Raw genomic sequence first — 24,315 nt, forward strand, 5'->3', positions numbered from 1 at the left:
ATGCGCCATGACGATAATCTGACGGCGGATCGCCCGACCTTCGTCACCCATCTCGAATGTTCGATGACCGGCGAGCGCTATGAGGCCGATCGCCTGCACGGACTGTCGGCGGTCGGCCGGCCGTTGCTGGTACGCTATGATCTGGCGGCGGCAGCCCGGGCGCTGACCCCCGAGGTGCTGGCCGGGCGACCGGCCGACCTGTGGCGCTACCGCGAGATCCTGCCGGTTCGCCGGACGGAGAATATCGTCAGCCTGGGCGAGATCGCGACGCCGATCGTCGATTTGCCCGCGGTGGCACGCGCGGCCGGTGCGTCGAACCTGTGGGTGAAGGACGAGGGGCGGCTGCCGACCGGATCGTTCAAGGCGCGTGGCCTCGTCATGGCGATCGCGATGGCCCGGGAGCTGGGCGTCACCACCATCGCGATGCCGACCAACGGCAATGCCGGCGCAGCGGCCGCTGCCTATGCCAGCCGCGTCGGGATCGAGGCGGTGATCTTCTGCCCCGCCGATACGCCCGAGATCAACGTGCGCGAGATCGCCGCACAGGGCGCGCGCGTCTATCGGGTCAACGGCCTGATCGACGATTGCGGCAAGCTGGTGGGGCAGGGTGCGAAGGCGCGCGGCTGGTTCGACCTGTCGACGCTGAAGGAGCCGTACCGGATCGAGGGCAAGAAGACGATGGGCCTCGAACTGGCCGAGCAGTTCGGCTGGGAACTGCCCGACGCGATCTTCTATCCCACCGGCGGCGGCACCGGGTTGATCGGCATGTGGAAGGCGTTCGACGAGATGGAGGCGCTCGGCTGGATCGGGTCGAAGCGGCCGCGCATGTACGCCGTCCAGGCCGAGGGCTGTGCGCCGATGGTGCGCGCCTGGCAGCAGGGCGAGCGCCATGCCACCCGCTGGGAGGATGCGCATACCGTCGCGGCGGGCATCCGCGTGCCGCAAGCGGTAGGCGACTTCCTGATCCTCGATGCCGTACGCCAGTCGAACGGCGCCGCGCTGGCGGTCAGCGATGCCGCGATCCTGCAGGCGGTGGACGATGCCGCGCGCACCGATGGCCTGCTGCTCTGCCCGGAGGGTGGCGCGACGCTCGCCGCATGGCGGAACGCGCTGGCCGAAGGACTGGTCGCTCCCGACGACAAGGTGCTGCTGTTCAACTGCGCGACCGGGTTGAAATACCCGATGGCGGATCAGTCGCGCACGCTGGACCGCAACGGCCCGATCGACTTCGCGTCGCTCTAGGCGGACGCTGACGGGCGGCGTGGCGACCGATCAGGCGTCGATCGCGTCTTCCTCCAGTCGCGCCGCATTTTCCTGGATGAAGGCGAAGCGGTGGGCGGGGTTGTTGCCCATCAGCCGATCGACCAGATCCTTCACGCCCGCGCGTTCTTCATATTCCTGCGGCAGCGTGACGCGCAGCAGGCCGCGCGTCTTCGGGTCCATCGTGGTTTCCTTCAACTGGTTGGGGTTCATCTCGCCCAGACCCTTGAAGCGGCTTACCTCGACCTTCTTGCCCTTGAAGTCCTTCTTCTCGATCTGCGCGCGGTGCGCATCGTCGCGGGCGTAGATGCTCTTCGCGCCCACAGTGAGTCGATAGAGCGGCGGCTGCGCCAGATAGAGGTGCCCGCGCCGGACCAGATCGGGCATCTCTTGGAAGAAGAAGGTCATCAGCAACGTCGCGATATGGGCGCCGTCGACGTCCGCGTCGGTCATGATGATGATGCGTTCGTAGCGCAGATTGTCCGGCTGGCAGTCCTTGCGCGTGCCGCAGCCCATGGCGAGGATCAGGTCGGCGATCTCCTGATTGGCCAGGATCTTCGCGCTGGTCGCCGAGGCGACGTTCAGGATCTTGCCGCGGATCGGCAGGATTGCCTGGGTCTTGCGGTCGCGCGCCTGCTTGGCGCTGCCGCCGGCCGAATCGCCCTCGACGATGAACAGCTCGGTATTGGCGGGATCGTCCGCGGAGCAATCGGTCAGCTTGCCCGGCAGGCGCAGCTTGCGGCCCGAGGTCGCGGTCTTGCGCTTGACCTCGCGTTCCTGCTTGCGGCGCAGGCGGTCGTCCATTTTCTCGAGCACATAGCCCAGCAGCGCCTTGCCGCGGTCCATGTTGTCGGCAAGGAAATGGTCGAAATGGTCGCGCACCGCCTTCTCGACCAGCCCCGCCGCCTCGGGTGAGGTCAGCCGGTCCTTGGTCTGCGACTGGAACTGCGGATCGCGCACGAACACCGACAGCATCAACTCGCTGCCCGTCATCACGTCGTCCGCGGTGATGTCCTTGGCCTTTTTCTGCCCGACCAGGTCGCCGAAGGCGCGGATGCCCTTGGTCAGCGCGGCGCGCAGGCCGGCCTCGTGCGTGCCGCCATCGGGGGTGGGGATGGTGTTGCAATACCAGCTGTACGACCCGTCGCTCCAAAGCGGCCAGGCGACCGCCCATTCGACGCGGCCCTGATTCTCGCCGGGGAACTCCTGCGATCCCGAGAAGAAGTCGCTGGTCGCGCAGTCACGCTTGCCGAGTTGCTCCTTGAGATGATCGGCCAGTCCGCCGGGGAACTGGAACACCGCCTCGGCCGGGGTATCGTCGGTGATGACCGACGGGTCGCACTTCCAGCGAATCTCGACGCCCGCGAACAGATAGGCCTTTGACCGGGCCAGCTTGTACAGCCGGGCCGGCTTGAAGTGCATCTCCGGGCCGAAGATCTCGGGATCGGGGGTGAAGATGACGCTGGTGCCCCGGCGATTCTGGGTCGGGCCGACATGCTCGATCGGCCCCAGCGTCTGGCCCTGGCTGAAGCGCTGGCGATAGAGTTGCTTGTCGCGCGCGACCTCGACGATCGTCTCGATCGACAATGCGTTGACCACGCTGATGCCGACACCGTGCAGGCCGCCCGAGGTCGCATAGGCCTTACCCGAGAATTTGCCGCCCGAATGCAGCGTCGACAGGATCACCTCGAGCGCCGACTTGTCGGGAAATTTGGGGTGCGGATCGGTCGGGATGCCGCGGCCATTGTCGATGATGGTCAGCCGGTTGCCCTTGTCGAGCACGATCTCGATCCGGCTGGCATGGCCTGCCACCGCCTCGTCCATCGCATTGTCGAGCACTTCGGCGGCGAGGTGATGGAAGGCGCGCTCGTCGGTGCCGCCGATATACATGCCGGGCCGGCGACGGACGGGCTCCAGCCCTTCCAGCACCTCGATCGAGGAAGCGTCATAGGTGCCGGCTACCGGGGTGGGGGCAGCGAACAGATCGTCGTCGGACTTTGTGGCCATGGCGGAACGTATAGGGGGTGAACGGCTGGCACGCAAAGGGCGCGCCGATCCTGGGGAGCGCGCGGCACGACCGGCGGATTTGATCCAGAACGGACCTGTTGTCGAAATGACACACTGCACAAATCGTTTCGCAGGTGCGGGATATCAAAGGGTCGAACTGCGTTCTCCCACTCCCTGTATATGAATGGAGTTCCCCATGTATCTGCGTACCCTGATGGGCGCCGCCACCGGCGCGCTGGTTCTTGCTGCATCCCCCGCCTTTGCCCAGGATGCCCCCGAGCAGGAATTCAGCGGTCCCTATATCGGCGCTTCCGTCGGCTATTCGTTCCAGGGAAATGACGTCGGCGAATCGATCCTGTTCGATCGCGACCTGAACGGTTCGTTCGGCGATACCGTCGTCACCTCGGGCGGCGCCAACGCCTTCTCGCCGGGCTTCTGCAACGGCGCAGCCACTTCGAGCGCGAACGTTGCCTGCGCCAACGACAAGGACGGCATCAACTACGCCGCCCGCGTCGGCTGGGACTTCCAGTCTGGCAACCTGGTATTCGGTGTCGTCGGCGATATCGGCAAGACCGACATCCGCGACAGCGTCAGCGCATTCAGCACCACGCCGGCTGCGTACACGATGACCCGCGAGATCGACTGGAACGCCGGCCTGCGCCTGCGCGCCGGTTATGCGGCAGGCGGCAAGACGCTGTTCTACGCAACTGGCGGTGGCGCCTATGCCAAGGTCGATCACAGCTTCTCGACCACCAATACGGTCAACAGCTTCACGGCGACCGGCAAGGACGACGTGTGGGGCTGGGCTGCCGGCGGCGGTGTCGAGCAGAAGATCGGCCGCAACTTCTCGGTCGGTGTCGAGTATCTCTACACCCGCTACAATGATGACGACTACAATGTCCGCGTCGGTGCGGGTACTGCGGTTCCGACCAGCCCGTTCCTGCTGGGCGGCGCCGGCGGCACCGACCTGATCCGTTCGGACAACCGTTTCGATCATCACGCCATTCGCGCGACGGCGGCCTTCCGCTTCTGATCCCGCGTTGACGCAAAGGAAAAGGGCCGGTGGAGCGATCCACCGGCCCTTTTTTCATGCCCGTGAAGGGAAGATCAGCGAACCCGCGGGCCGCCGAACGGCAGCGGCGGCGGCGGGCGCCGGTCGCGGCGCGGCAACTGTGCCTGATAGGCGTGGCCGCAATGCGCGACGCAATAGGGGAAGCCCGGGTTCACCTTGTCGCCACAGAAGTGGAAGTCGGGCTCGCCCGGATGGCCCAGCGGCCATTTGCAAATCTTGTCGTTCAGATCGAGCAGGCTGGTCTTGCCAGCGATCGCATCCGAAGGCTTGGCCGGGACCAGGCGGCGCGGCGGCGCGGGCTGGGCCGGGGGCGCCTGCTCGCCGGGATTCTGGCGAACGAAACCACCGGGGCCGACCGAGCGCAGCACCGGACCATCGGGAACCGGGCGCGGCTCGACCGGGGCGGCCGCAGGCTCGGCGGTGACGGGCGCGGGCGCGGCGGGTGCGGGCGCACGCTCGACCGGTGCGCGCACGACCTCGGGTGCCGGGGCGGCAACCTTGGGCGGGGGTGCCGGCTTCGGCTCGACCGGCGCGGCCGGTGCAGCGGCAGCCGCGGTCTTCGCCTCGCTCGACTTCACCGGCGAAGGACGCGACGGCAGGCCCAGGCGATGCGCCTTGCCGATCACCGCGTTGCGGCTGACGCCGCCCAGTTCCTCGGCGATCTGCGTCGCGGTCAGCCCGCTGTTCCACATCTTCCTCAGCGTATCGATACGCTCTTCAGTCCAGCTCATCTTCGTCCTTCAACTTGCGGGCGGCGGCGGCAGCGGTTACCCGCACAGCCATGAGCAGCCACCCCGAAATCGGTCAAGCCCAACTGCCCCAACAGGGCGTACCGGTGATCCGCAACGTCAATTGGGGAGGGCTCAGGACCCTATATGTGAAGGAGGTGCGCCGTTTCTTCAAGGTGCAGCTCCAGACTGTCTGGGCGCCTGCGGTCACGACGCTGTTGTTTCTGGTCATTTTCACCGTCGCGCTGGGCGGTGGCGGGCGCACCGTTCCGCTCCAGGGGCGCGAGGTCCACTTCGCCGATTTCATCGCCCCGGGCCTGATCGTGATGGGCATGCTCCAGAACGCGTTCGCCAATGCCAGCTTCTCGCTGCTGGTCGGCAAGATCCAGGGGACGATCGTCGACTATCTGATGCCGCCGCTGTCGACCGCCGAGTTGCTGGCGGCGTTGACCGGCGGCGCAGTGACCCGCGCCTTTTGCGTCGGCGCTGCGGTGTGGGTGGCGATGGCCATCTGGCCGGGCGTGAACGTCACGCCACAGCATCTCTGGGCAGTGTTGTGGTTCGGACTGCTGGGGTCGACCTTCCTCGCGCTGCTCGGCGTGCTGACGTCGATCTGGGCGGAGAAGTTCGATCATGCCGCGGCAGTGACCAACTTCGTCGTCGCGCCGCTGTCGCTGCTGTCGGGGACCTTCTATTCGGTGGAAAAGCTGTCGCCGACGTTCCAGGCGATCAGTCACGCCAACCCGTTTTTCTACATCATCTCGGGCTTCCGCTACGGCTTCCTGGGAGTCGCTGACTCGCCGGTGCTTGCCGGAAGCCTGATCCTGCTGGCGACCGACGTGGCGATGGCGCTGCTGTGCTACGCGCTGCTGCGCAAGGGATGGAAGCTGAAGAACTAGGGCGCGCCGGCATGCGCCGGCGGCCCGCATCAGGAGAGAATCGATGCTGAACCATGTGATGGTCGGGGCAACCGACATCGAGCGCGCGAAGCGCTTCTACGATGCGGTGCTCGGCGTGCTCGGCGCGGGCGAGCCGCTCCGCAATGTTGCCGGCAGCGGCCATGTGCGCCTGTTCTACCGGCACGACGGCAGCACCTTCTGCGTCAGCGAGCCGATCGACGACGCGCCGGCCACCTTCGGTAATGGCAGCACGATCGGGTTCAAGTGCAGCTCGCTCGACCAGGTCCGCGAATTTCATGACGTCGCGGTGGCGCATGGCGGCACGTCGATCGAGGATGCGCCCGGACCGCGCGACAGCGTCATGGGCCGGATCAACCTGGCCTATGTCCGCGATCCGGACGGCAACAAGCTGTGCGCTATCCACCGCGAGAAGTGAGCTGCGGCGGGCGTCAGGCGGAGGGAGCGGTGGCCGGGGCGGGCGGCAGGTCGCCGTCCTCAAAGCTCAGCGGATAATCGGCGAAGAAAACCGGAAGCCGCCCGAGTTCGGCCCGGCCCAATATCTCGGTCAGCCAGCCCGCATAGGCCCAGTCGCGCCCCAGCCCGGGCTGCGCGATCTGCGGGAACCGCTCGATGAATCGAACGGCAAGCTCGCGGCCGGACCTGGCTCTCGCGTCGGGCCAGTCGAAATAGCGATCCTCTGCGCCCGACGTGTAGAAGGCGACCTGGTCCGCCGCCGCACCCGGCGCGACCCGCCGCCCATCCGCGTCCATTGCGCCGATGTGCGTGATCGAGCAGCGCCAATAGACCCCGCTCGGCGACATGCCCGGACTGATCCGGATGCGCTGATAGCCCGCCTTGTGCAGTTCATGGACCATCGTCAGCAGCCGGGTGGCATTGCGGACCGGCGGAGTGGTCGAGGGAGCCAGCGAGATCGGCGAGGTCATTTGTGATAGTCCTGACTGGAAAGCGGGTGGCGCATCGGCGACTCGCCTTGCGCGAGCCTAGATCGATCGCGTTGCGTAGGGGAGGGCCAGTCATATGAGCCGGATATGGCAATGGCTTGTGGGTATCGCGATCGCCCTTGTCTCATGCGCAGGGCGGACTGCGTCGGCGCAGGATGCGGCCTGCCCCTATCTGCCGCAGTTCGAGACGCTGCGCTCCACCGTGGAGAACGAACCGCCTTTGCAGGCATTGCCGCGGCTTTACGACTACCTTGCTGATCCGGCGAACGAGAATCCCGCCGCCTGCGAACCCTTCGAAATCGAGCGGCTGATCGGGGAACGGGAAATCGCGATGGTGACGCTCGCGGTCGAGGGCCGGGCGCCGCTCCATCCCGATCGCGCCTATCATTGCGACCGGATCGATCCGCGCACCACCCGGTGCGATGGGATGGTCGCCGACGATACTGGACATAGCGACCAGTTGCCCAAGGCCGGACCGATCAGTGGGCGGTTCGTCGGCAGCATCCGGACGACGCTGCCAGGTGCCAGGCTGGTCGGCGTCTATCGTGCGCGGCTGGACGATAATTTCAACGCCAGGCCCGCAATCCGACTCGATCCGCGGCGCCCTGTCGCGATGACGGCAAGGCCGGGCGACGTCCTCATCGCGGTGTTCACCGCGCCGGCTCCGTTCAAGGTGCGGAAGCTGGTCTGGTATTTCTAGGCGGCGCCGGGCTGCCCATAACCCTTTGGCATGGCCGATCGACACTCCGTCACCGCGGTGTTGACGCTATGGACACTCCCCAAGTAAATGCGCCCTCCGGCGGTCCGCATCGGGCCGCCATTTTCGTTTCAAACGAGGAGCAGTCCGATGACCATCACCCCGCTCATGCCCGTCTATCCGCGGTGCGATGTGCGTCCGGTGCGAGGCGAGGGCTGCTACCTGATCGGCGAAAGAGGCGAGCGCTATCTCGACTTCGCCGCCGGCATCGCGGTCAATGCGCTGGGCCATGGCCATCCGCACCTGACCAAGGCGATCCAGGAACAGGCAGCGACGCTGATGCACGTGTCGAACCTGTACGGCTCGCCCCAGGGCGAGGCACTGGCGAAGCGCATCGTCGACAACAGCTTTGCCGACACGGTGTTCTTCACCAATTCGGGCGCCGAGGCGATCGAGTGCGCGATCAAGACCGCGCGCCGCTATCATTATGTCAGCGGCAATCCGAACAAGACCAAGATCATCACCTTCCACAACGCCTTTCACGGGCGGACGATGGGGGCGATCTCGGCGACCAACCAGGCGAAGATGCGCGACGGGTTCGAGCCGCTGCTGCCGGGCTTCGACTATGCGCCGTTCAACGATCTCGAGGCCGCCCTGGCGCTGGTCGACGACGATACCGCCGGCTTCATGGTCGAGACGGTGCAGGGCGAGGGCGGGATGACCGCGGGCACGCCCGAGTTCATCCAGGGCCTGCGCAAGGCCTGCGACGAGCGCGGCATGCTGCTGATCCTCGACGAGATCCAGTGCGGTTACGGCCGCACCGGCAAGTTCTTTGCGCATGAGCATTACGGCATCATCCCCGACATCATGACCGTGGCGAAGGGCATCGGCGGCGGCTTCCCGCTGGGCGCGTGCCTGGCGACCGAGGAAGCGGCCAAGGGCATGGTGTTCGGTACGCACGGCTCGACCTATGGCGGCAATCCGCTCGCCATGGCTGCCGGATCGGCAATCCTCGACGTGATGCTCGAGCCGGGCTTCTTCGAGCGCGTGACCAAGATGGGCGAGCGCCTGCGCGCGGCGTTCGAGCAGCTGATCCCGAACCATGATCACCTGTTCGACGAGATTCGCGGCAAGGGCCTGATGCTGGGCATCAAGCTCAAGCAGCCGGCCGAGGCGCGCAGCTTCGTGGCGCATCTGCGCGACAATCACGGCCTGCTGACCGTGGCCGCGGGCGAGAACGTGTTCCGCGTGCTGCCACCGCTGGTGATCGAGGACGCGCACATCAACGAGGCGATCGAGAAGCTGAGCGCAGGCGCGCGCAGCTACGCGCCGCCCAGCGACGACTGAGCGTCACGGCCCGCCGGGGCGGATGCGCCCGGGCGGGGCCGGTCGACAGGGGGAACGCTCACATGACCTATCGCAATTTCCTGGACCTTTCCGACGCGGGCCCTGACGGGATCGCCGCGATGCTGAACGACGCGCTGGACCGCAAGGCGGCGCGCGCGGGCTTTGCCAAGGGCAGGGCGGACGCCGACGCGCCGCTGGCCGGCCATACGCTGGCGATGGTGTTCGAGAAGAATTCGACGCGAACCCGCGTCTCGTTCGACATGGCGATCCGCCAGCTGGGCGGCAGCTCGGTCGTGCTGGATTCCGGGACGACCCAGCTTGGCCGGGGCGAGACGGTGGCGGACACCGCGCGCGTGCTCTCGGGCTATTGCGACGCGATCATGGTCCGCACCGACGATCATGCCAAGCTGATCGAGATGGCGGACTATGCCAGCGTGCCGGTGATCAACGGCCTGACCGATGCGTCGCATCCGTGCCAGATCATGGCCGACCTGCTGACGATCATCGAAAGCGGCCGGTCGCTGCCCGGGCTCAAGGTCGCGTGGCTGGGCGACGGCAACAACGTGCTCGCCTCGATCATCGAGGCCGGCGCGCTGATGCAGTTCGACGTGGTCGCAGCCTGTCCCCAGGGGTTCCAGCCGAGCGACGCCGATGTCGCGCGCGGCCAGGGCCGGGCACGGGTGGTGGGCGATCCGCGCGAGGCGGTCGAGGGGGCGGACATCATCGTCACCGACACCTGGATCTCGATGGGCCAGGCCCATGCCGACACGAAGCTGGCGGCAATGATGCCCTATCAGGTCACTGCCGACCTGATGGCCGCGGCCAAGCCTGACGCGAAGTTCCTCCACTGCCTGCCCGCGCATCGCGGCGAGGAAGTGACCGACGAGGTGATCGACGGACCGCAGTCGCTGATCTGGCCGGAGGCGGAGAACCGCCTCCATGCCCAGAAGTCGGTGCTGCGCTGGTGCTTCGGCCAGATCGGCTGACCCTCGCCCTCGCGCCGCAGTTGTCTGCGCGCGCCCGATCCCTACATATTGGGCGCCGGTGACATGCCGGCGCTCCCATTCACATGTGCAGCCCGACAGGGCCACCAGACTCCGGCATGCGCCAGGATGACGAGGAAGTTGTTGTGACCGACACTGCAAACCTGCCCACTCCCGCCGGCGACGATTTCGATCGGGCGATCGGCTTCACCCTGCCGGCGCGCCATGCCCGCGGGCGAATGGCGCGGCTGGGCCCGGTGCTCGACCAGATCCTGTCGGCGCACGCCTATCCCGCCTGCATCGAACGCGTGCTTGCGGAGGCGCTGACGCTCACTGCGCTGCTGGGCTCGACGATGAAGGGCGGCGAGGGGCAGATGACGATGCAGGTCCAGGCCGCGCGGGGAATCGTGAGCCTGCTGGTCGCCGACTATAAGGGCGGCGAGCTGCGCGGCTATGTCCAGTATGATGCCGAGAAGCTGTCGCGGCTTGGCAAGAACCCGACGCTGTCGGCGCTGTTCAATCAGGCCTATCTGGCGATCACCTTCGACCAGGCGACGACGGGGGAGCGCTATCAGGGCATCGTGCCGCTCGACGGGGAGTCGATCGCGGCGGCGGCCGAGAGCTATTTCGACCAGTCCGAGCAGATCCCCAGCCTGGTGCGTCTCGGCACGATGCGGGGCGACGACGGCAAGCTGATCGCCGGCGGCATGCTGCTGCAATATCTTCCCGAAGGCGAGGAGGGGCGCGAGCGGCTCCATGCGCGCGAAGTGCAATATCCCGAATGGGATCATGTCGAGGCGCTGGGCTCGACCATGGGGGTCGACGAGCTTACCGATCCGGCCGTGCCGCTGGAGACGCTGGTGTGGCGCCTCTTCAACGAGGAGGACGAGGTCCGCGTGGTAAGCGATGCGCTGCTCGTGCGCGGGTGCCGCTGCGACATCGACTATATCACCCAGGTGATCGCCAAGTTTCCGGAGGAGGATCGCGCGGAGATGGCGGACGAGAACGGGATCATCACCGTCGATTGCGCCTTCTGCTCCACCAAATTCCCTGTGCGCTTGTCGGATTTCACATCGCCGACATTGTAATGCCCCGTTTCTGCGCCATATCGTGCGTTACGAACGATGAACTGGGATCGGTCGCCGGGCAGGCGGCCATGGCGCGGGCGAGAGACGGGAACGATGACGGTCAGGAAGACGGGTTTTGCGGCATTGGCCGGTCTTGCGGTCCTCGCCGGGGTCGGCGCGGGCGGTGCCTATGCGCAGCAGCGCAGCGGCCTGACCGCGCTGAACGGGATCGAGGGCGGTCAGTGGGTGTTTCGCGAAGGCGGGCGCGAGGTGCAGAAGATGTGCCTGCGCAACCCGGCGGCGCTCATCCAGATCAATCACCCCGGCGCCCAGTGCAACCAGGTCGTGCTGGAGAACGGCAAGGACAGTGCCGCGGTCCACTATACCTGCCCCAGCCATGGCTGGGGGCGTACCAGCATCACGGTCGAGACGTCGAAGCTGGTGGTCGTCACGACTGCCGGCGTGCGGGACGGTTCGCCTTTCTCGAACGAACTGGAAGGCCGCAAGGTCGGAAGCTGCGGCTGATCCCGACATCATGACAGGCGCCCCGCCGCGGCGGGGCGCCCTGCATCCGGGCCGCATCTCGCGGCCCTTTTCTTTGGTGGTTTGACGCAATGCAAAAAACCTCTAGCCCTGCGGCGATGAGCAAGGCTTTGGCAGTGGTGCTGGTGTCGGGGGGCCTCGACTCGATGGTGTCCGCCGCGCGGGCGCGCGAGGACGGCTTCGACATCCTGGCGCTTTCGATCGACTATAATCAGCGGCACCAGGTGGAGCTTGCCGCCGCGCGCCGGATCGCCGCAATGCTGGGCGCGAAGCGCCACATCGTCCTGCCGCTCGACCTGCGGGCCTTTGGCGGGTCGGCATTGACCGACGATATCGAGGTGCCAAAGACCGGCGTCGTCGAGAACGACATTCCGGTTACCTATGTGCCGGCGCGAAACACCATCTTCCTCAGCCTGGCGCTGGGCTGGGCTGAGGCGGCGGGCGCGCGCGACCTCTATATCGGCGTCAACGCGCTCGATTATTCCGGCTATCCCGACTGCCGGCCCGAATTCATCGCCGGGTTCGAGAAGCTTGCCGAACTGGCGACCCGGGCCGGAGCACAGGGGGAGGGGTTCCGCATCCAGGCGCCGCTGCAACATATGACCAAGGCGGATATCGCGAAGGAAGCGGCGCGCCTCGGCCTGGATGCGGGGCTCAGCTGGTCATGCTATGATCCGGCACCGGGCGGGCTGCATTGCGGGCTGTGCGACAGCTGTCGGCTGCGTTCGCGCGGGTTCGAGGAGGCCGGCCTGCCCGATCCCACCGCCTATGCGGTGAAGCCGTAAGGGCGGGGCGATGATCTACGCGGTCAAGGAGATGTTCCTCACCCTGCAGGGGGAGGGGGTCAATGCCGGCGCACGCGCGGTATTCGTCCGCTTTGCCGGATGCAACCTGTGGAGCGGGCGCGAGCAGGATCGCGCTACCGCCGTCTGCCGCTTTTGCGATACCGACTTCGTCGGCACCGATGGCGCAGGCGGCGGGAAGTTCGCCGATGGCGCTGCGCTGGCTGAGGCGGTTGCCGGGCATTGGGGGGAGGGCGCCGAGGCGCGCTTCGTCGTGCTGACCGGGGGCGAGCCGATGCTGCAGGTGGACGATGCGCTGGTCGACGCGCTGCACGCGCGGGGCTTTCGGATCGCGATCGAGAGCAACGGGACGCTGGCGGTTCATCCGGGGATCGACTGGGTCTGCATCAGCCCCAAAGCGGGTAGCAGCGTCGTCCAGCGTTCCGGCGACGAGCTGAAGCTGGTCTGGCCGCAGGCGGGCACCGACGTCGCATCGATCGAGACCTGGGACTTCCGCCATTTCCTCGTCCAGCCGATGGACGACGTGCATGCGGCGGACAATCAGGCGGCGGCGGTCGCCTTCGCGCTGGAGCGGCCGCGCTGGCGGCTTTCGCTACAGACGCACAAGCTGCTGGGGCTGCGCTGACCGCAGCCCCGCGCAGTGTCAGGACAGACCCGGGGCAGGGCAGCGCTTCGTGACGTAGACGTCCTTCTTCCAGCACTTCTTGTCGGCGAAGTTGGGGAAGCGATAGCTCTGATATTGCGGCTGGCGCCGGGCATTGATGAACTGCTGCTCGCCGCGCGGCACCAGGCTGTTGCGCAGTTCGCGCATGCGGTCCTGGGCGAGGTCGCCCAGTGCACCCGGCTTCACGTAGAGCGCATCATGCCCGATATCGCCGGCAGTCGCGCAGAAAGTATGCTGCGCCGAGACGGTCGAGAAGCCGGAATAGACCCGCGTGCCGAAGCGATCGAGCTCGGTCTGGCCGGCCTTCTTGTTGTTCTTCGCCTGGCGAACGAAATATTTCTCCAGCGTCGAATAGGAGCTGCGCAGCTCGCCTTCGTGATCGCGCAGGATCGCGTTGTAATTGTCCAGGGTCAGCAGCGTCGGCTCGAACTGGCACTGGAGCGCGGCGACGTTCAGCGCGGCGCGCAGGTTCCACACGAGTGCGGCGCGCAGTTCGTCGCGGCTTGCCCCCGGCAGGGCCGGGCCGACCATGCCGGGCTCGTCGCCAAGCGTCCTCTCGCCGGCGAGGCTCATCGGTTTCATGAAAAACTGCGCCGAGGCCGGCGCGGCGGCACACAGGCCGGCCATGCCGGCAAGTGCGATGGCGAAACGCGGAACGAGCATCCTGCCCCTCATTTTTTTTAGGATCCCAAACTGGTTAGCCGATTCGTTACGGATTTTTTAGGGCAGCCCCAAGACCCTTTTTCCATTTATCGCGCAATTCACCGCATGCCGTCCGATCGCCGGTGCAGAACGCCGGCGGTCCGTGCCGGCCGTCCCGACGGAAAAGGGCCGCCCGGTCGCCCGGACGGCCCCTTCTGGTCGTCACGTTCGGACGCGAATTACATCGCGTTCGAAGTGCCCATGTCCATCGAGTTGGTGGTCGTGATGACCGAACCATTCTCGGTTGCGTTCGCAGCGTCGATGCCGCCGGTCATGTCGTCGGCTGCGCCGATGTTCTCGATCGGGGCCGGGTCGACGGTGTTGTTGACGGTCGCGGGGGTCGTGCCGCCGCATGCTGCGACAACCAGGCCGGCACCGGCGATCATCGAGACGGCAGCGACTTTCGAAAGAATTGCACGCATTTAGAGCTCCCTAGATAAAAGTCCGGACGGCTCATGCCGCAATCTCCCGAACTTGGCTGGGTATTAGTCGCTTGCCCCCACACCCTCAAGGCCAATTTCGACCAAATTGGCCAAAAAAGGCAAAAATGTGGCATTTAAGGCAGAATCTAGGCGATCGGATGTGACGGTTTTGCCGAGGGCCGCGGCGCTGGTCACCGGGTAGTCGGGGATGCCGCAGGGCACGATCCCGGTGAAATGACTCAGGTCGGGGTCGAGGTTTATCGCAAAGCCGTGCAGCGTGACCCATTGCCGGATGCGTACGCCGATCGCGCCGATCTTCGCTTCCTGCCCATGATCGAGCGTCCAGATGCCGATGCGGCCCGGCGCCCGGAACGCTTCGATGTCGAGCAGGCCAAGCGCGTCGATCACCCAGCCTTCCAGTGCGTGGACATAGTTGCGCACGTCGCGCCGGCGCTCGCGCAGGTCGAGCACCACATAGCCGATGCGTTGTCCCGGGCCATGATAGGTATAGCGACCGCCACGGCCGGTGGCATGGACCGGGAAACGCGGATCGAGCAGCTCGGCGGGATCGGCGCTGGTCCCCGCCGTATAGACCGGCGGATGCTCGAGCAGCCAGACGAGTTCGCGCGCCTGTCGTTCGCGCACCGCGTCGGCGCGCGCCTGCATCTCGGCGAGCGCGACGTCATAGGGGACGCGTTCGGGTGAAACGCGCCATTCGATCCGATCCGGAGCCTGTATCATTGCGGTGCGATTGCGCCTGCCGGCCGATTTGCGCAAGCATTGGCAAGGGACGGGTCACGCAGCTACACGCCGAGCGACCAGCGAGAGGGGAAAGCGGTCATGGCCGGGGTGAAGATGGGAACGGTCTGGGACCGTACCTCGGATTTCGTTGCGGACAATCTGTCGCGCATCTTGCCGGTGGCGCTCGTCGCGTTCTTCATTCCCTTCTCGATCACCGGAAATCTGAGTCCGCTGCTCGACCAGGCCGATATGAGACTGAGCCTCGTGCTGCTGCTGGTGATGGTCGCGCTGTCGGTCCTGGCGCTGTGGGGATCGCTGGCGTTGACCGCGATGGTGGTCCGCCCGAACGGCGATGCGCCTCGCACCGCGCTGCGCTGCCTCGGGCCGGCATTGCTGGTCTGGCTGCTCCTCTTTGTCCTGCTGGCGGCGCTTGTCGCGCCGCTGGGGATCGGGCTCGCGCTAGCCGGGATCGATCCGACGGGCATCCGGCCGATGCCCGGGACGGTTTCGATCGGCGCCGGACTGGGCTGGGCAATGGCACTCTATTTCCTTGCGATGCTTGCGGTGAGCTTCTGGTTGAGTGCCCGGCTTGCGCTGATCAATTCGGCAATCGTGGGAGACCGGCTCGGGATCGGGGCGATCGGACGCAGCTTCCGCCTGACCGCCGGGCTGAGCTGGCGCCTGATGGGCGTCGGCATTCTCTATATCATCGTATCCAACGTCGCCGCGCTGGCGGCGCAGACCGTGTTCGGATCGGTGCTCGCGCTGATCATGGAGGATGCGGCGCCGTTCAGCCTGGCGAGCATCCTCACCTCGATCGCGGTCGCCGCGGTCCAGACCGGCTTCTGCGTGCTGGCGCCGCTGTTCACGGCAATGCTGTACCTCGGGCGCGTCCCGGAGCATGGAGCGGCGTGACCAAACTCCGATTCGCCGCCCTGTTCGAAGATGCGGCAGCCCTGTGGCGGACCAACCGCGACCTGCTGCTCGCGATTGCGGGCGTCTTCTATCTGCTGCCGATCCTGGCGTTGCTGATGTTCGTGCCCGCACCCAGGCTTGCCGGACTGCAACCGGATGCGCAGCGCGACGCGATCCTCGCCTGGGCAGCGAACTGGCCGTGGTTTCTGATCGGCTCCGCGGTGCAGTTGATCGGCACCGTCGCGATCCTGACCTTGCTGCTGACGCCCGGGCGGATCAGCCTCCGCGACGCGCTGATCCTGGCCGTGCGGCGGATCGTGCCGCTGTTCGGCCTGTGGTCGATGGTGTCGCTGGTGTGCTTTGCCGGGTTCTTTCCGCTGGTCATTCCCGGTCTCTATCTGCTGGGCCGGACTTTCCTGGCAATACCGATCTCGGTCGCGGAACGGAGCAGGCTCTTTCCCGCGTTCGTCGCCAGCATCGAGCGCACCCGCGGCCATGGCTGGATGATCGCCGCCGCCTATATGACGGTGTTCTTGGCCAATTTCATGGTGTCGAACCTGCTGGCGCCGCTCCTGGACGCAGCCGGCGCGGGGTCGCCCGTGCTGTCGGGCGTGGTGCTGGTGCTCGTCGCCGGGGCGGGGGCCCTGGCGGCGCTGGCCACCACGCTGGTCCAGGCGTCAGCCTATCGCGGACTGACCAGGCAGGGAATGTGAGGTGCGGCGTCGCGCGGCAGCAGCCCTGAGACGCGTGGGTCGGCGAAGGTCTCGACCTCGCGGCGATAGGGCGCGAAGCCGTGGCGCCGATAGAAGCCGAGCGCGGCGGGGTGGTCGAGCGTGCAGGTATGCACCCACATCCGCGAGATTCCTGCACGCCAGCCGAGGTTGAGCGCGTGGCCCATCAGCCAGCCGCCATGGCCCTTGCCCGCCAGTTCCGGGACCAGCCCGAAGAACGACAATTCGCAGACCCCTTCGACGCGGAAATCGAGTTCGAGCATGCCGATCTCGATCCCGCCGCGATCGGCGACGGCGTAGATCTCGACCGCGGGATCGTCGAGGATGCCGCGCAGCCGTTCCTCGGCCACCACCAGCCGCGAAAACCACATCCAAGGTTCTCCGACACGGCGGAACAGCGTGCGGTAGCGTTCCGATTCGGGCGCTTCCCACCGGACCAGGCGGAACGGTGAGGGCGGGGTCGGCCGCGGCGTCGGCTTCGTCAGCATCTCGAGCGAGGTGACGACCGTGGCGATCTGGTCGTTGGCGACCGGGATCAGTCCCATGCGGCGACCGGCGGCAGGCTCATCAGGATCGCGTCGATATTGCCGCCCGTTTTCAAACCGAACAGCGTGCCGCGGTCATAGACGAGGTTGAACTCGGCATAGCGGCCGCGCCAGACGCGCATCTGCTGGAGGTCCGCGTCGGTGAAGGGCTGGTCCATTCGGCGCCGGACGATCCTGGGATAGGTGTCCAGAAAGGCGCGGCCGACATCCTGCGTGAAGGCGAAGTCCGCTGCCCAGTCCCTCTCGAGATGATCGTAGAAGATTCCGCCGACGCCGCGATGCACCTTGCGGTGGGGGATGTAGAAATAATCGTCGGCCCACTGCCTGAAGCGCGGATAGTGGTCGGCGTCGTGCGAATCGCACGCCGCCTTCAGCGTCGCGTGGAAATCGGCGGTATCCTCCTCGATCGGCAAGGGCGGGTTCAGGTCGGCCCCGCCGCCGAACCAGCGCTTCGTCGTGCACAGGAAGCGGGTGTTCATGTGCACCGCAGGCACATGCGGATTCGCCATGTGCGCGACCAGGCTGATTCCGGTCGCGAAGAAATCGGGCTTCTCGTCCGCGCCGTGTATCGTCTTCGCAAAATCGCCCTCGAACGTGCCGCCGACGGTGGAGACGTTGACGCCGACCTTCTCGAAGACGCGCCCCTTCATCACCCCGCGCACGCCGCCGCCGCCCGGCGCGCCCGATGGATCGACCCGATCCCAGGGGATATAGTCGAAGGCGGCATCGGACCCCGCCTCGCGCTCGATCGCCTCGAACTCGGCGCAGATCGAATCGCGCAGCGATTCGAACCAGTCGCGCGCCGCCTGCTGCTGGTCGTCGAGATCGTTCATGCGGGCCATCCGTTGGTTTGCCGAAGCGCTTCGGCAAGCCCGATGCCTGCGGAAACCGCGACGTTCAAGGACCGGAAGCCGTCGCGCAGCGGAATCCGTACCCTCAGATCGGCCCGGTCGTGCACCGCATCGGGCACGCCGCTGCCTTCGGCGCCGAACAGCAGGATGTCGTCAGGATCGAACCGCGCGGCGTCGAGGCGGATGGCGGCGCGGGTGGTGAAGAGAATGATCCGTCCCGTGACCGTCTTCAGGAACGCGTCCCAGTCGGCATGGCGGACGATCTCGGCCTGTCGGGCATAGTCCATTCCGGAGCGCTGCAGCGCGCGTTCGGCCCAGGGAAAGCCCATCGGTTCGATCAGATCGACGGCCGTTCCGAGACAGGCGGAAAGCCGCAGGATCGTGCCGACATTGCCGGCGATATCGGGCTGGTGAAGGGCGATGCGCATCCGCCTGCTCATACAGGCTGGCGCATTCGCCGCGAGCCCCGCTTGTCCGAGACTCGTCACGGACGCGTCAAAATGCAGTTGGCAAAGCCGCGTTTGCCCGTCTATCAGCGCCGATGAGCCACCGGGGGCAACCGGGAAAGGTGATGGGCGCATGTATGCGTCCGTGTCCGGTTCAGTTCGCGCGTCCGCGTCCCAGGGTTCTGAAGTGCAAGGGCTTAACGCATGGCAACGCTTGAAGATGGTGTGACTGTCGACCAGGATCATGGTCTCGAGAATCCCCGTCGTCGTGACTACCTCCAATATGCTGCGGTTGCGTTCGCCGGCGTGGGCGGCGCGGTTGCCGTCCTGCCGCTGATCAACCAGATGAACCCGTCTGCCGACGTGCTTGCACTGTCGACGACCGAGGTCGACATCTCGGCGATCGAGGCGGGTCAGGCGATCAAGGCAAGTTTCCGCAAACAGCCGCTGTTCGTGCGGCATCTCACCCAGGCCGAGATCGACGAGGCCAATGCGGTGCAGGTCTCGTCGCTGCGCGATCCGCAGACGCTCGCCGAACGGACCAAGGAAGGCAAGGCGCAGTGGCTCGTGACGCTGGGCGTCTGCACCCATCTGGGCTGCGTGCCCCTGGGCGCCGGCGAGGGCGAGGCCAAGGGCGATTTCGGCGGATATTTCTGCCCGTGCCACGGGTCGCACTACGATACGGCCGCGCGCATCCGTAAGGGTCCGGCGCCGAGCAATCTGGCGGTCCCCGATTATCAATTCACGTCCGATACCGTGATCGTGGTGGGTTAAGGAAAACGCGATGAGCTTCCCCTGGGCACGCCATTACGAGCCGAAGAATCCGGTGATGAAGTGGGTGGACGACCGTCTGCCCCTTCCGCGCTTCGTCTATAATGCGATCGGCGCCGGCTATCCCGTGCCGCGCAACCTCAACTATTTCTGGAATTTCGGCGTCCTCGCCGGTGCAGCGCTGGCGATCCAGATCGTCACCGGCATCGTGCTGGCGATGCACTTCCACTCCAGCGCGGCCGAAGCGTTCAACTCGGTCAACATCGGCATCATGCGCGATGTCAACTCGGGCTGGCTGCTGCGCTTCGCGCACGCCAACGGCGCCTCGATGTTCTTCATCGTCGTCTATCTGCACATCTTCCGCGGCCTGTATTACGGGTCGTACAAGGCGCCGCGCGAGATGGTGTGGCTGCTCGGCGTGGTCATCTTCCTGCTGATGATGGCGACGGCGTTCATGGGCTACGTCCTTCCCTGGGGCCAGATGAGCTTCTGGGGTGCGCAGGTCATCACCGGCTTCTTCTCCGCGATCCCGGTCGTCGGCGAGTGGATCCGCATCTGGCTGCTGGGCGGCTATGCGCCGGACGATGCAGCGCTGAACCGCTTCTTCTCGCTCCACTATCTGCTGCCGTTCGTGATCGCGGGCGTCATCGTCCTGCACATCTGGGCGCTGCACATTCCGGGGTCGAACAACCCGACCGGCGTCGAAGTGAAGGGCGAGCAGGACACGGTCCCGTTCCACCCCTATTACACGGCGAAGGACGGCTTCGGACTGGCGATCTTCCTGTTCATCCTCGCCGCCCTGGTGTTCTTCTTCCCCGACGCGCTGGGTCACCCAGACAATTATGTCGCGGCGAACCCGCTCTCGACGCCGGCGCACATCGTCCCGGAATGGTATTTCTGGCCGTTCTACGCGATCCTGCGCGCCTTCACCTCGGACTTCATCCTGCCGGCGAAGCTGTGGGGCGTGCTGGCGATGTTCGGCTCGATCCTGCTGCTGTTCTTCCTGCCGTGGCTCGACAAGTCACCGGTCCGCTCGGGCAATTATCGCCCGATGTACCGGATCGCCTTCTGGGTGCTGGTGGTCGACGTGCTGGTGCTTGGCTGGTGCGGCGGTGCGGAGGCGACGCCCTTCTACATCGTGCTGAGCCAGATCTCGGCCGCCTATTATTTCGCGCACTTCCTGATCATCGTGCCGATCATTTCGCGGCTCGAGCGTCCGCTTCCGCTGCCGGGCTCGATCACCGAAGCAGTGCTCGCAGGCAAGGGTGGGACCCGCGTCAGCGAAACCGCTCTGAGCGCGTAAGGGGATAACCAGACATGCTTCCGCTTTTCGTTCGCTCGATCAAATTCCTGGTGGGGCTCGCCTTTGTCGGCGTGCTGATGTGGTCGCTGCTGTGGACCGTGCTGGCCGAGGCGCCGACGCCGACCGCCGAGCATGAGTTCCACAAGCATCCCAAGGAAGTGCACTTCGCGTCCGACGGCCCCTTCGGCAAGTTCGACCAGGCGCAGCTGCAGCGCGGCTACAAGGTCTATGAAGAGGTCTGCGCCGCCTGCCACTCGCTCAGCATGGTGTCGTTCCGCGAGCTCGGCATGCTCGGCTACAACGAGGCGCAGGTGAAGAATCTGGCCAAGAAGTTCGACGAGAAGGCCAAGCAGCCGACCTACAACCCGGTGACCGGCGATCGCGCGGAGCGCAGCAACCTGCCGTCCGACCGTTTCCCGCACATCCCCTATGCGGGTGCGGGCACGCCGCCGGACCTGTCGCTGATGACCAAGGCGCGCCACGACGGCGGTGCCTATGTCTACTCGCTGCTGACCGGCTATACCGATCAGCCGGCCGAGCTGCTCAAGAAGTTCCCGAGCGCGAAGACGCCCGACGGGCTGCACTACAACCCGTATTTCGCCAACCTCAACCTGTCGATGCCGCCGCCCCTGGCGTCGGACGGTCAGGTGACTTATGACGACGGCACTCCGGCAACGGTCGACCAGATGGCGAAGGACGTATCGGCCTTCCTGATCTGGAGCGCCGAGCCCCATTCGCAGTCGCGCAAGCAGACCGGCTGGGCCGTGCTGGGCTTCCTGCTGATTGCTTCGATCCTGGCCTTCGGTGCCTATCGCAGCGTCTGGGCAGGCGTGAAGCACTGATCGCTTTTCGGGGCCCCGCGGAGGTATCCACCTCCGCGGGGCCCTTTTTCATGTCCAGCGGAGATGGATCATGACCGCGACGACCCGCGATGCGAATGCCGACCTGCGCGCGCATATCCGCACCATCCCCGACTTCCCCAAGCCGGGCATCCAGTTCCGCGACATCACCACGCTGCTGCTCAACGGCGCGGCATTTGCGCTCACGATCGATCGCATGGCCGAGCAGGTCGATGGCGAGGTCGACCTGGTCGCCGTCCTGGAGGCGCGCGGTTTCCTGTTCGGCGCTGCCCTGGCGGTGAAGCTGGGTGTCGGCGTGCTGCTGGTTCGCAAGGACGGGAAATTGCCGGGGGCAACGATCGCCGAGGATTATGCGCTGGAATATGGCAGCGACCGCATCGCCATCCATGCCGATGCCTGCGCTCCCGGCGCCCGGGTGCTTCTGGTGGACGACCTGATCGCGACGGGTGGCACTGCCCGCGCTGCGGTGCGGCTGCTGCGCAAGGCGGGTGCGGATGTGGTGCAGGCGGCGTTCGTGATCGATCTGCCTGAACTCGGCGGCGCGGATGCGCTGCGGAGCGATGGCATCGACGTCACCACCCTGGTGACGTTCGACGGCCATTGATCGTCCGGTCCCACGATCATCGGGGACCGGACTGGCGAAAACCCGGCCTTACTGGCCGGAGTCGCGAAAGCGCTTGATGCGGTCGTCGATGTTCGGAAAGGCTGGCCGGTCCTTCGGCGCGATGCCGTTGCAGGCGAGTTCGAGCTCATAGGCGGCAGACGCGTTGCTCGCCGGGATCGACTCCCATTCCTCGCCGGGGCGGGGGATCAGCTTGAGCACCGCATTGTCGAGGCCACGGGCGGCAATCAGCGTGGGACGCATCTGCGCCTTCTCGCATTGATATTCCATCACCGTGTCGAGGCGACCGACCTGTACCCCTTCGATGTCGCGAGCGGTGACGAACATCACCACGCGCGTCATCGCTGCCGTGTCGCCGGTACGCTTGGCGGTGCCGCCGGCGGCGAAGCTGTAGGCAGTCTCGTTGCCGCCGGTATTGTAATAGGGGCCGGCCAGCGGGGGCGAGAAATCCTGCGCTATGGCCGGGGAGGTAACGGCGAGGGCAGCGATCAGGATCGTGGACTTACGCATCGGGAACATACTCCTTCGCGAGCGATCCAAGACCTAAGCGAACGCCGCGTCAATGATCTCGATCATCGCGATCCGATCATGCCGGCCGGCGACGGATCAGGGCGAGCGCAACGAAACGCAGGACCGGCTCGTCATTCTGGTTGTATACCGTCATCCGGTTGCGCAGGCTCCCCATCTCGGCACGGCTTTGCGAAGCCTTTTTCTCGAGCACCTCGCTCTCGCAGCGAAGCGTGTCCCCGGGATAGACCGGTTTCAGCCACCGCAGTTCGTCGACCCCGGCGGCGCCAAGAGCAGCCTGGGGGTGCGCCTTCATCTCGGCGACGAACATCGCCATCGCCATCGAGCAGGTGTGCCAGCCGCTGGCCGCAAGCCGCCCGAAATGAGTCTGGGCAGCGGCCTCGTCCGAAAGATGGAAGGGCTGGGGATCATATTTGGCGGCGAAGTCCAGCACTTCCTCGCGGGTGACTTCGTAACGGCCGAAGCTGCGAGTCGCGCCGACTTCGATATCGTCGAAATAGAGCATGAAGTCGGTTTCGACCGGAAACCCAAATCACGCAAGCCCCCTTGCGGTCACCTGGCCAGCGCGTCGCCGAACACGGCGCTGCTGCCGTCCTTGCCCTCGACCGGCGGCAGCCCGATCAGGATGCGCAACAGGGGATAGACATCGACATTGTCGAATGCAGGCAGTTTCGCAGCGCGGAAGGCGGGCCCGTTGGCGATGAACAGCGCGGTCATGTCCGGCGCGAAATTATCATAGCCGTGATTGCCGCCCGAAACGCTCTCCGAGGGTGGCTTTTCCGCGATCGACCAGCCGGTTTCGGCCAGGCACAGGATCGGGGGGATGCGCGGGTTGGCACCATAGTGGAAGCGCTCGGGAATCTCGCTCTTGCGCCAGCACTCCATGTGCGGTCGCCTTCCGAGCAACGCTTTCTCGACCCTCGCTTCCTGCCCGGCGGCAGGCTCGATCGTCGCATAGGGGCCGCTTTCGACCACGCGGTAGCTGCCGGGAGCGAGGATCGCGTTCAGCACCACGGTGCGGGCGCTGCTGGTCGCCGCCATGCCGTGATCGGCGGTGATGACGATATTGGCGGGCTGGCCCATGGAAGCGAGGCCGTCGACCAGCAGGCCGATCCAGCGATCGACCTGGGCCACCGCCTCGATGGTGCCTTGCCCGTCGGGGCCCCATCTATGGCCGGCGGTATCGACGGCGTCGAAATAGGTCGTGATGAGCCTGGGCCGGATCGAAGCGGGGCGGCGTGCCCAGTCGAGGACGCCCAGCACGCGTTGTTGGCCGTCGATGGCCTGGTTGAACTGTGCCCAGTCGCTCGGGCGCGTTCCGCCGGTGATGTCATAGGGCCATGAGGTCGCCTTCTGCCCGCCGGCGGCGACGTTCGACCCGGGCCAGAACATCGTTCCGGTGCGGATACCCGCCTTCTCTGCATCGACCCAGATCGGCATCGCCTCGTTCCACCAGAAGGGATCGTCGGTGGCCATGGTGAAAACCTCGCCCGGCCGTGCCTTGTCCTCCATCTTATTGGCGGTGATGCCGTTGCGGTCGGGGCGCAGGCCGGTGACCAGCGTCCAGTGGTTTGGAAAGGTCTTGGACGGGAAGCTGGGGCGCATCGGGCCGGTGGCGCCGGCGGCTGCAAGGCGCGACAGGTTCGGCGTGACGCCGCGATCGAGATAATCCGGCCGGAAGCCGTCGATCGAGATCAGGATCGTGATCGGTGCCCGGGCCTCTGCCGGGGCCGCGACGACCGCCTGGGGCGGCGTCGCGGCAATCGGTGCGCAGGCGGACGCGAGGACCACAAGAGCAGCGGCGGCGATGTAAAAGGTCGAACGCATCGCCGCCGCTTGCCAGCCT

The 24,315-nt window shown here is 66.1% G+C and carries 29 protein-coding genes; 17 read left to right on the top strand and 12 right to left on the bottom strand.

What is annotated here, in order from left to right:
• Entirely contained in the window at positions 1-1,242 is a 1,242-nt protein-coding gene (locus TPR58_RS19025) for a threonine synthase (RefSeq protein WP_346248330.1), read from the top strand.
• Between the two features lie 30 nt (positions 1,243-1,272).
• On the opposite strand, the gene parE is transcribed toward TPR58_RS19025, so the two are convergent.
• Positions 1,273-3,267, bottom strand: a complete 1,995-nt coding sequence (parE, locus tag TPR58_RS19030) for a DNA topoisomerase IV subunit B (protein ID WP_346248331.1) — start codon at positions 3,265-3,267, stop codon at positions 1,273-1,275.
• Between the two features lie 196 nt (positions 3,268-3,463).
• Between parE and TPR58_RS19035 the strand changes: the two genes are divergently transcribed.
• A complete protein-coding gene (locus TPR58_RS19035) occupies positions 3,464-4,300 on the top strand; it encodes an outer membrane protein (RefSeq protein WP_346248332.1) in 837 nt (278 codons plus the stop codon).
• A gap of 74 nt (positions 4,301-4,374) precedes the next feature.
• Here the strand turns inward: TPR58_RS19035 and TPR58_RS19040 are convergent, their stop codons facing one another.
• The gene (locus TPR58_RS19040) at positions 4,375-5,070 is read right to left on the bottom strand and encodes a GcrA family cell cycle regulator (RefSeq protein WP_346248333.1); all 696 of its coding nucleotides are present in this window, start codon (positions 5,068-5,070) and stop codon (positions 4,375-4,377) included.
• Positions 5,071-5,120: 50 nt separating this feature from the next.
• On the opposite strand from TPR58_RS19040, the gene TPR58_RS19045 reads away from it, so the two are divergent.
• Positions 5,121-5,966 carry an ABC transporter permease gene (locus TPR58_RS19045; protein WP_346248334.1) on the top strand — a complete coding sequence of 282 codons (846 nt, stop codon included), beginning with the start codon at positions 5,121-5,123 and terminating at the stop codon, positions 5,964-5,966.
• A gap of 43 nt (positions 5,967-6,009) precedes the next feature.
• Positions 6,010-6,402, top strand: coding sequence for a VOC family protein (locus TPR58_RS19050; protein WP_346248335.1), 393 nt, complete (start codon positions 6,010-6,012; stop codon positions 6,400-6,402).
• Between the two features lie 13 nt (positions 6,403-6,415).
• On the opposite strand, the gene TPR58_RS19055 is transcribed toward TPR58_RS19050, so the two are convergent.
• Complete coding sequence (locus tag TPR58_RS19055) at positions 6,416-6,910, bottom strand: hypothetical protein (protein ID WP_346248336.1); 495 nt, start codon at positions 6,908-6,910, stop codon at positions 6,416-6,418.
• A gap of 94 nt (positions 6,911-7,004) precedes the next feature.
• Here TPR58_RS19055 and TPR58_RS19060 point away from each other — a divergent pair, with 94 nt between their 5' ends.
• The 7 genes from TPR58_RS19060 (at position 7,005) to queE (ending at position 12,993) form a co-directional block, all read left to right on the top strand.
• Positions 7,005-7,628 carry a hypothetical protein gene (locus TPR58_RS19060; protein ID WP_346248337.1) on the top strand — a complete coding sequence of 208 codons (624 nt, stop codon included), beginning with the start codon at positions 7,005-7,007 and terminating at the stop codon, positions 7,626-7,628.
• A gap of 147 nt (positions 7,629-7,775) precedes the next feature.
• A complete protein-coding gene (locus TPR58_RS19065; protein ID WP_346248338.1) occupies positions 7,776-8,972 on the top strand; it encodes an aspartate aminotransferase family protein in 1,197 nt (398 codons plus the stop codon).
• Positions 8,973-9,034: 62 nt separating this feature from the next.
• A complete protein-coding gene (gene argF, locus TPR58_RS19070; RefSeq protein WP_346248339.1) occupies positions 9,035-9,958 on the top strand; it encodes an ornithine carbamoyltransferase in 924 nt (307 codons plus the stop codon).
• 143 nt (positions 9,959-10,101) lie between these two features.
• Complete coding sequence (gene hslO, locus TPR58_RS19075) at positions 10,102-11,043, top strand: Hsp33 family molecular chaperone HslO (RefSeq protein ID WP_346248340.1); 942 nt, start codon at positions 10,102-10,104, stop codon at positions 11,041-11,043.
• A gap of 93 nt (positions 11,044-11,136) precedes the next feature.
• A complete protein-coding gene (locus TPR58_RS19080) occupies positions 11,137-11,547 on the top strand; it encodes a hypothetical protein (RefSeq protein WP_346248341.1) in 411 nt (136 codons plus the stop codon).
• 116 nt (positions 11,548-11,663) lie between these two features.
• On the top strand, positions 11,664-12,350 hold the full coding sequence (queC, locus tag TPR58_RS19085) for a 7-cyano-7-deazaguanine synthase QueC (RefSeq protein ID WP_346248343.1): 687 nt from the start codon (positions 11,664-11,666) through the stop codon (positions 12,348-12,350).
• Positions 12,351-12,360: 10 nt separating this feature from the next.
• Positions 12,361-12,993: a 7-carboxy-7-deazaguanine synthase gene (gene queE / locus TPR58_RS19090; protein WP_346248344.1), complete on the top strand. Its 633-nt coding sequence runs from the start codon at positions 12,361-12,363 to the stop codon at positions 12,991-12,993.
• Positions 12,994-13,011: 18 nt separating this feature from the next.
• On the opposite strand, the gene TPR58_RS19095 is transcribed toward queE, so the two are convergent.
• The 3 genes from TPR58_RS19095 to lipB form a co-directional block, all read right to left on the bottom strand.
• Positions 13,012-13,695 (bottom strand): hypothetical protein, encoded by a 684-nt coding sequence (locus tag TPR58_RS19095; protein WP_346248345.1) that lies wholly within the window; start codon positions 13,693-13,695, stop codon positions 13,012-13,014.
• A gap of 218 nt (positions 13,696-13,913) precedes the next feature.
• Positions 13,914-14,156 carry a hypothetical protein gene (locus TPR58_RS19100; RefSeq protein WP_346248346.1) on the bottom strand — a complete coding sequence of 81 codons (243 nt, stop codon included), beginning with the start codon at positions 14,154-14,156 and terminating at the stop codon, positions 13,914-13,916.
• A 63-nt stretch (positions 14,157-14,219) separates the two neighbouring features.
• Positions 14,220-14,897 (bottom strand): lipoyl(octanoyl) transferase LipB, encoded by a 678-nt coding sequence (lipB, locus tag TPR58_RS19105; protein WP_346248347.1) that lies wholly within the window; start codon positions 14,895-14,897, stop codon positions 14,220-14,222.
• A gap of 99 nt (positions 14,898-14,996) precedes the next feature.
• Here lipB and TPR58_RS19110 point away from each other — a divergent pair, with 99 nt between their 5' ends.
• Together TPR58_RS19110 and TPR58_RS19115 are read left to right on the top strand one after the other, a co-directional pair.
• The gene (locus TPR58_RS19110) at positions 14,997-15,812 is read left to right on the top strand and encodes a hypothetical protein (protein WP_346248348.1); all 816 of its coding nucleotides are present in this window, start codon (positions 14,997-14,999) and stop codon (positions 15,810-15,812) included.
• Positions 15,809-16,525, top strand: coding sequence for a hypothetical protein (locus TPR58_RS19115; protein ID WP_346248349.1), 717 nt, complete (start codon positions 15,809-15,811; stop codon positions 16,523-16,525). The genes TPR58_RS19110 and TPR58_RS19115 overlap by 4 nt, the downstream gene beginning before the upstream one ends.
• Here the strand turns inward: TPR58_RS19115 and TPR58_RS19120 are convergent.
• The 3 genes from TPR58_RS19120 to TPR58_RS19130 are packed head-to-tail and all read right to left on the bottom strand — an operon-like array spanning position 16,495 to position 18,367.
• On the bottom strand, positions 16,495-17,088 hold the full coding sequence (locus TPR58_RS19120; protein ID WP_346248350.1) for a GNAT family N-acetyltransferase: 594 nt from the start codon (positions 17,086-17,088) through the stop codon (positions 16,495-16,497). The genes TPR58_RS19115 and TPR58_RS19120 overlap by 31 nt on opposite strands.
• A complete protein-coding gene (gene hemF, locus TPR58_RS19125) occupies positions 17,079-17,921 on the bottom strand; it encodes an oxygen-dependent coproporphyrinogen oxidase (protein WP_346248351.1) in 843 nt (280 codons plus the stop codon). Before hemF ends, TPR58_RS19120 begins: the two co-directional genes overlap by 10 nt.
• Complete coding sequence (locus TPR58_RS19130) at positions 17,918-18,367, bottom strand: tRNA (cytidine(34)-2'-O)-methyltransferase (protein WP_346248352.1); 450 nt, start codon at positions 18,365-18,367, stop codon at positions 17,918-17,920. Before TPR58_RS19130 ends, hemF begins: the two co-directional genes overlap by 4 nt.
• A gap of 222 nt (positions 18,368-18,589) precedes the next feature.
• Here TPR58_RS19130 and petA point away from each other — a divergent pair, with 222 nt between their 5' ends.
• From petA to TPR58_RS19150, 4 genes are all read left to right on the top strand, one after another.
• Positions 18,590-19,159 (top strand): ubiquinol-cytochrome c reductase iron-sulfur subunit, encoded by a 570-nt coding sequence (gene petA / locus TPR58_RS19135; protein WP_346248353.1) that lies wholly within the window; start codon positions 18,590-18,592, stop codon positions 19,157-19,159.
• A gap of 10 nt (positions 19,160-19,169) precedes the next feature.
• Positions 19,170-20,459, top strand: coding sequence for a cytochrome b (locus tag TPR58_RS19140; RefSeq protein WP_346248354.1), 1,290 nt, complete (start codon positions 19,170-19,172; stop codon positions 20,457-20,459).
• A 14-nt stretch (positions 20,460-20,473) separates the two neighbouring features.
• Positions 20,474-21,301, top strand: a complete 828-nt coding sequence (locus TPR58_RS19145; RefSeq protein WP_346248355.1) for a cytochrome c1 — start codon at positions 20,474-20,476, stop codon at positions 21,299-21,301.
• A 70-nt stretch (positions 21,302-21,371) separates the two neighbouring features.
• Positions 21,372-21,923, top strand: a complete 552-nt coding sequence (locus TPR58_RS19150) for an adenine phosphoribosyltransferase (RefSeq protein WP_346248356.1) — start codon at positions 21,372-21,374, stop codon at positions 21,921-21,923.
• 48 nt (positions 21,924-21,971) lie between these two features.
• Here the strand turns inward: TPR58_RS19150 and TPR58_RS19155 are convergent, their stop codons facing one another.
• The 3 genes from TPR58_RS19155 to TPR58_RS19165 form a co-directional block, all read right to left on the bottom strand.
• Complete coding sequence (locus TPR58_RS19155) at positions 21,972-22,451, bottom strand: hypothetical protein (protein ID WP_346248357.1); 480 nt, start codon at positions 22,449-22,451, stop codon at positions 21,972-21,974.
• Positions 22,452-22,527: 76 nt separating this feature from the next.
• The gene (locus tag TPR58_RS19160; RefSeq protein ID WP_346248358.1) at positions 22,528-22,974 is read right to left on the bottom strand and encodes a MaoC family dehydratase; all 447 of its coding nucleotides are present in this window, start codon (positions 22,972-22,974) and stop codon (positions 22,528-22,530) included.
• 47 nt (positions 22,975-23,021) lie between these two features.
• Complete coding sequence (locus tag TPR58_RS19165) at positions 23,022-24,296, bottom strand: alkaline phosphatase family protein (protein ID WP_346248359.1); 1,275 nt, start codon at positions 24,294-24,296, stop codon at positions 23,022-23,024.
• Positions 24,297-24,315 lie beyond the last annotated feature (19 nt).

The sequence above is a fragment of the Sphingomonas rustica genome (genome assembly GCF_039652585.1).
GTDB lineage: Bacteria > Pseudomonadota > Alphaproteobacteria > Sphingomonadales > Sphingomonadaceae > Sphingomonas > Sphingomonas rustica.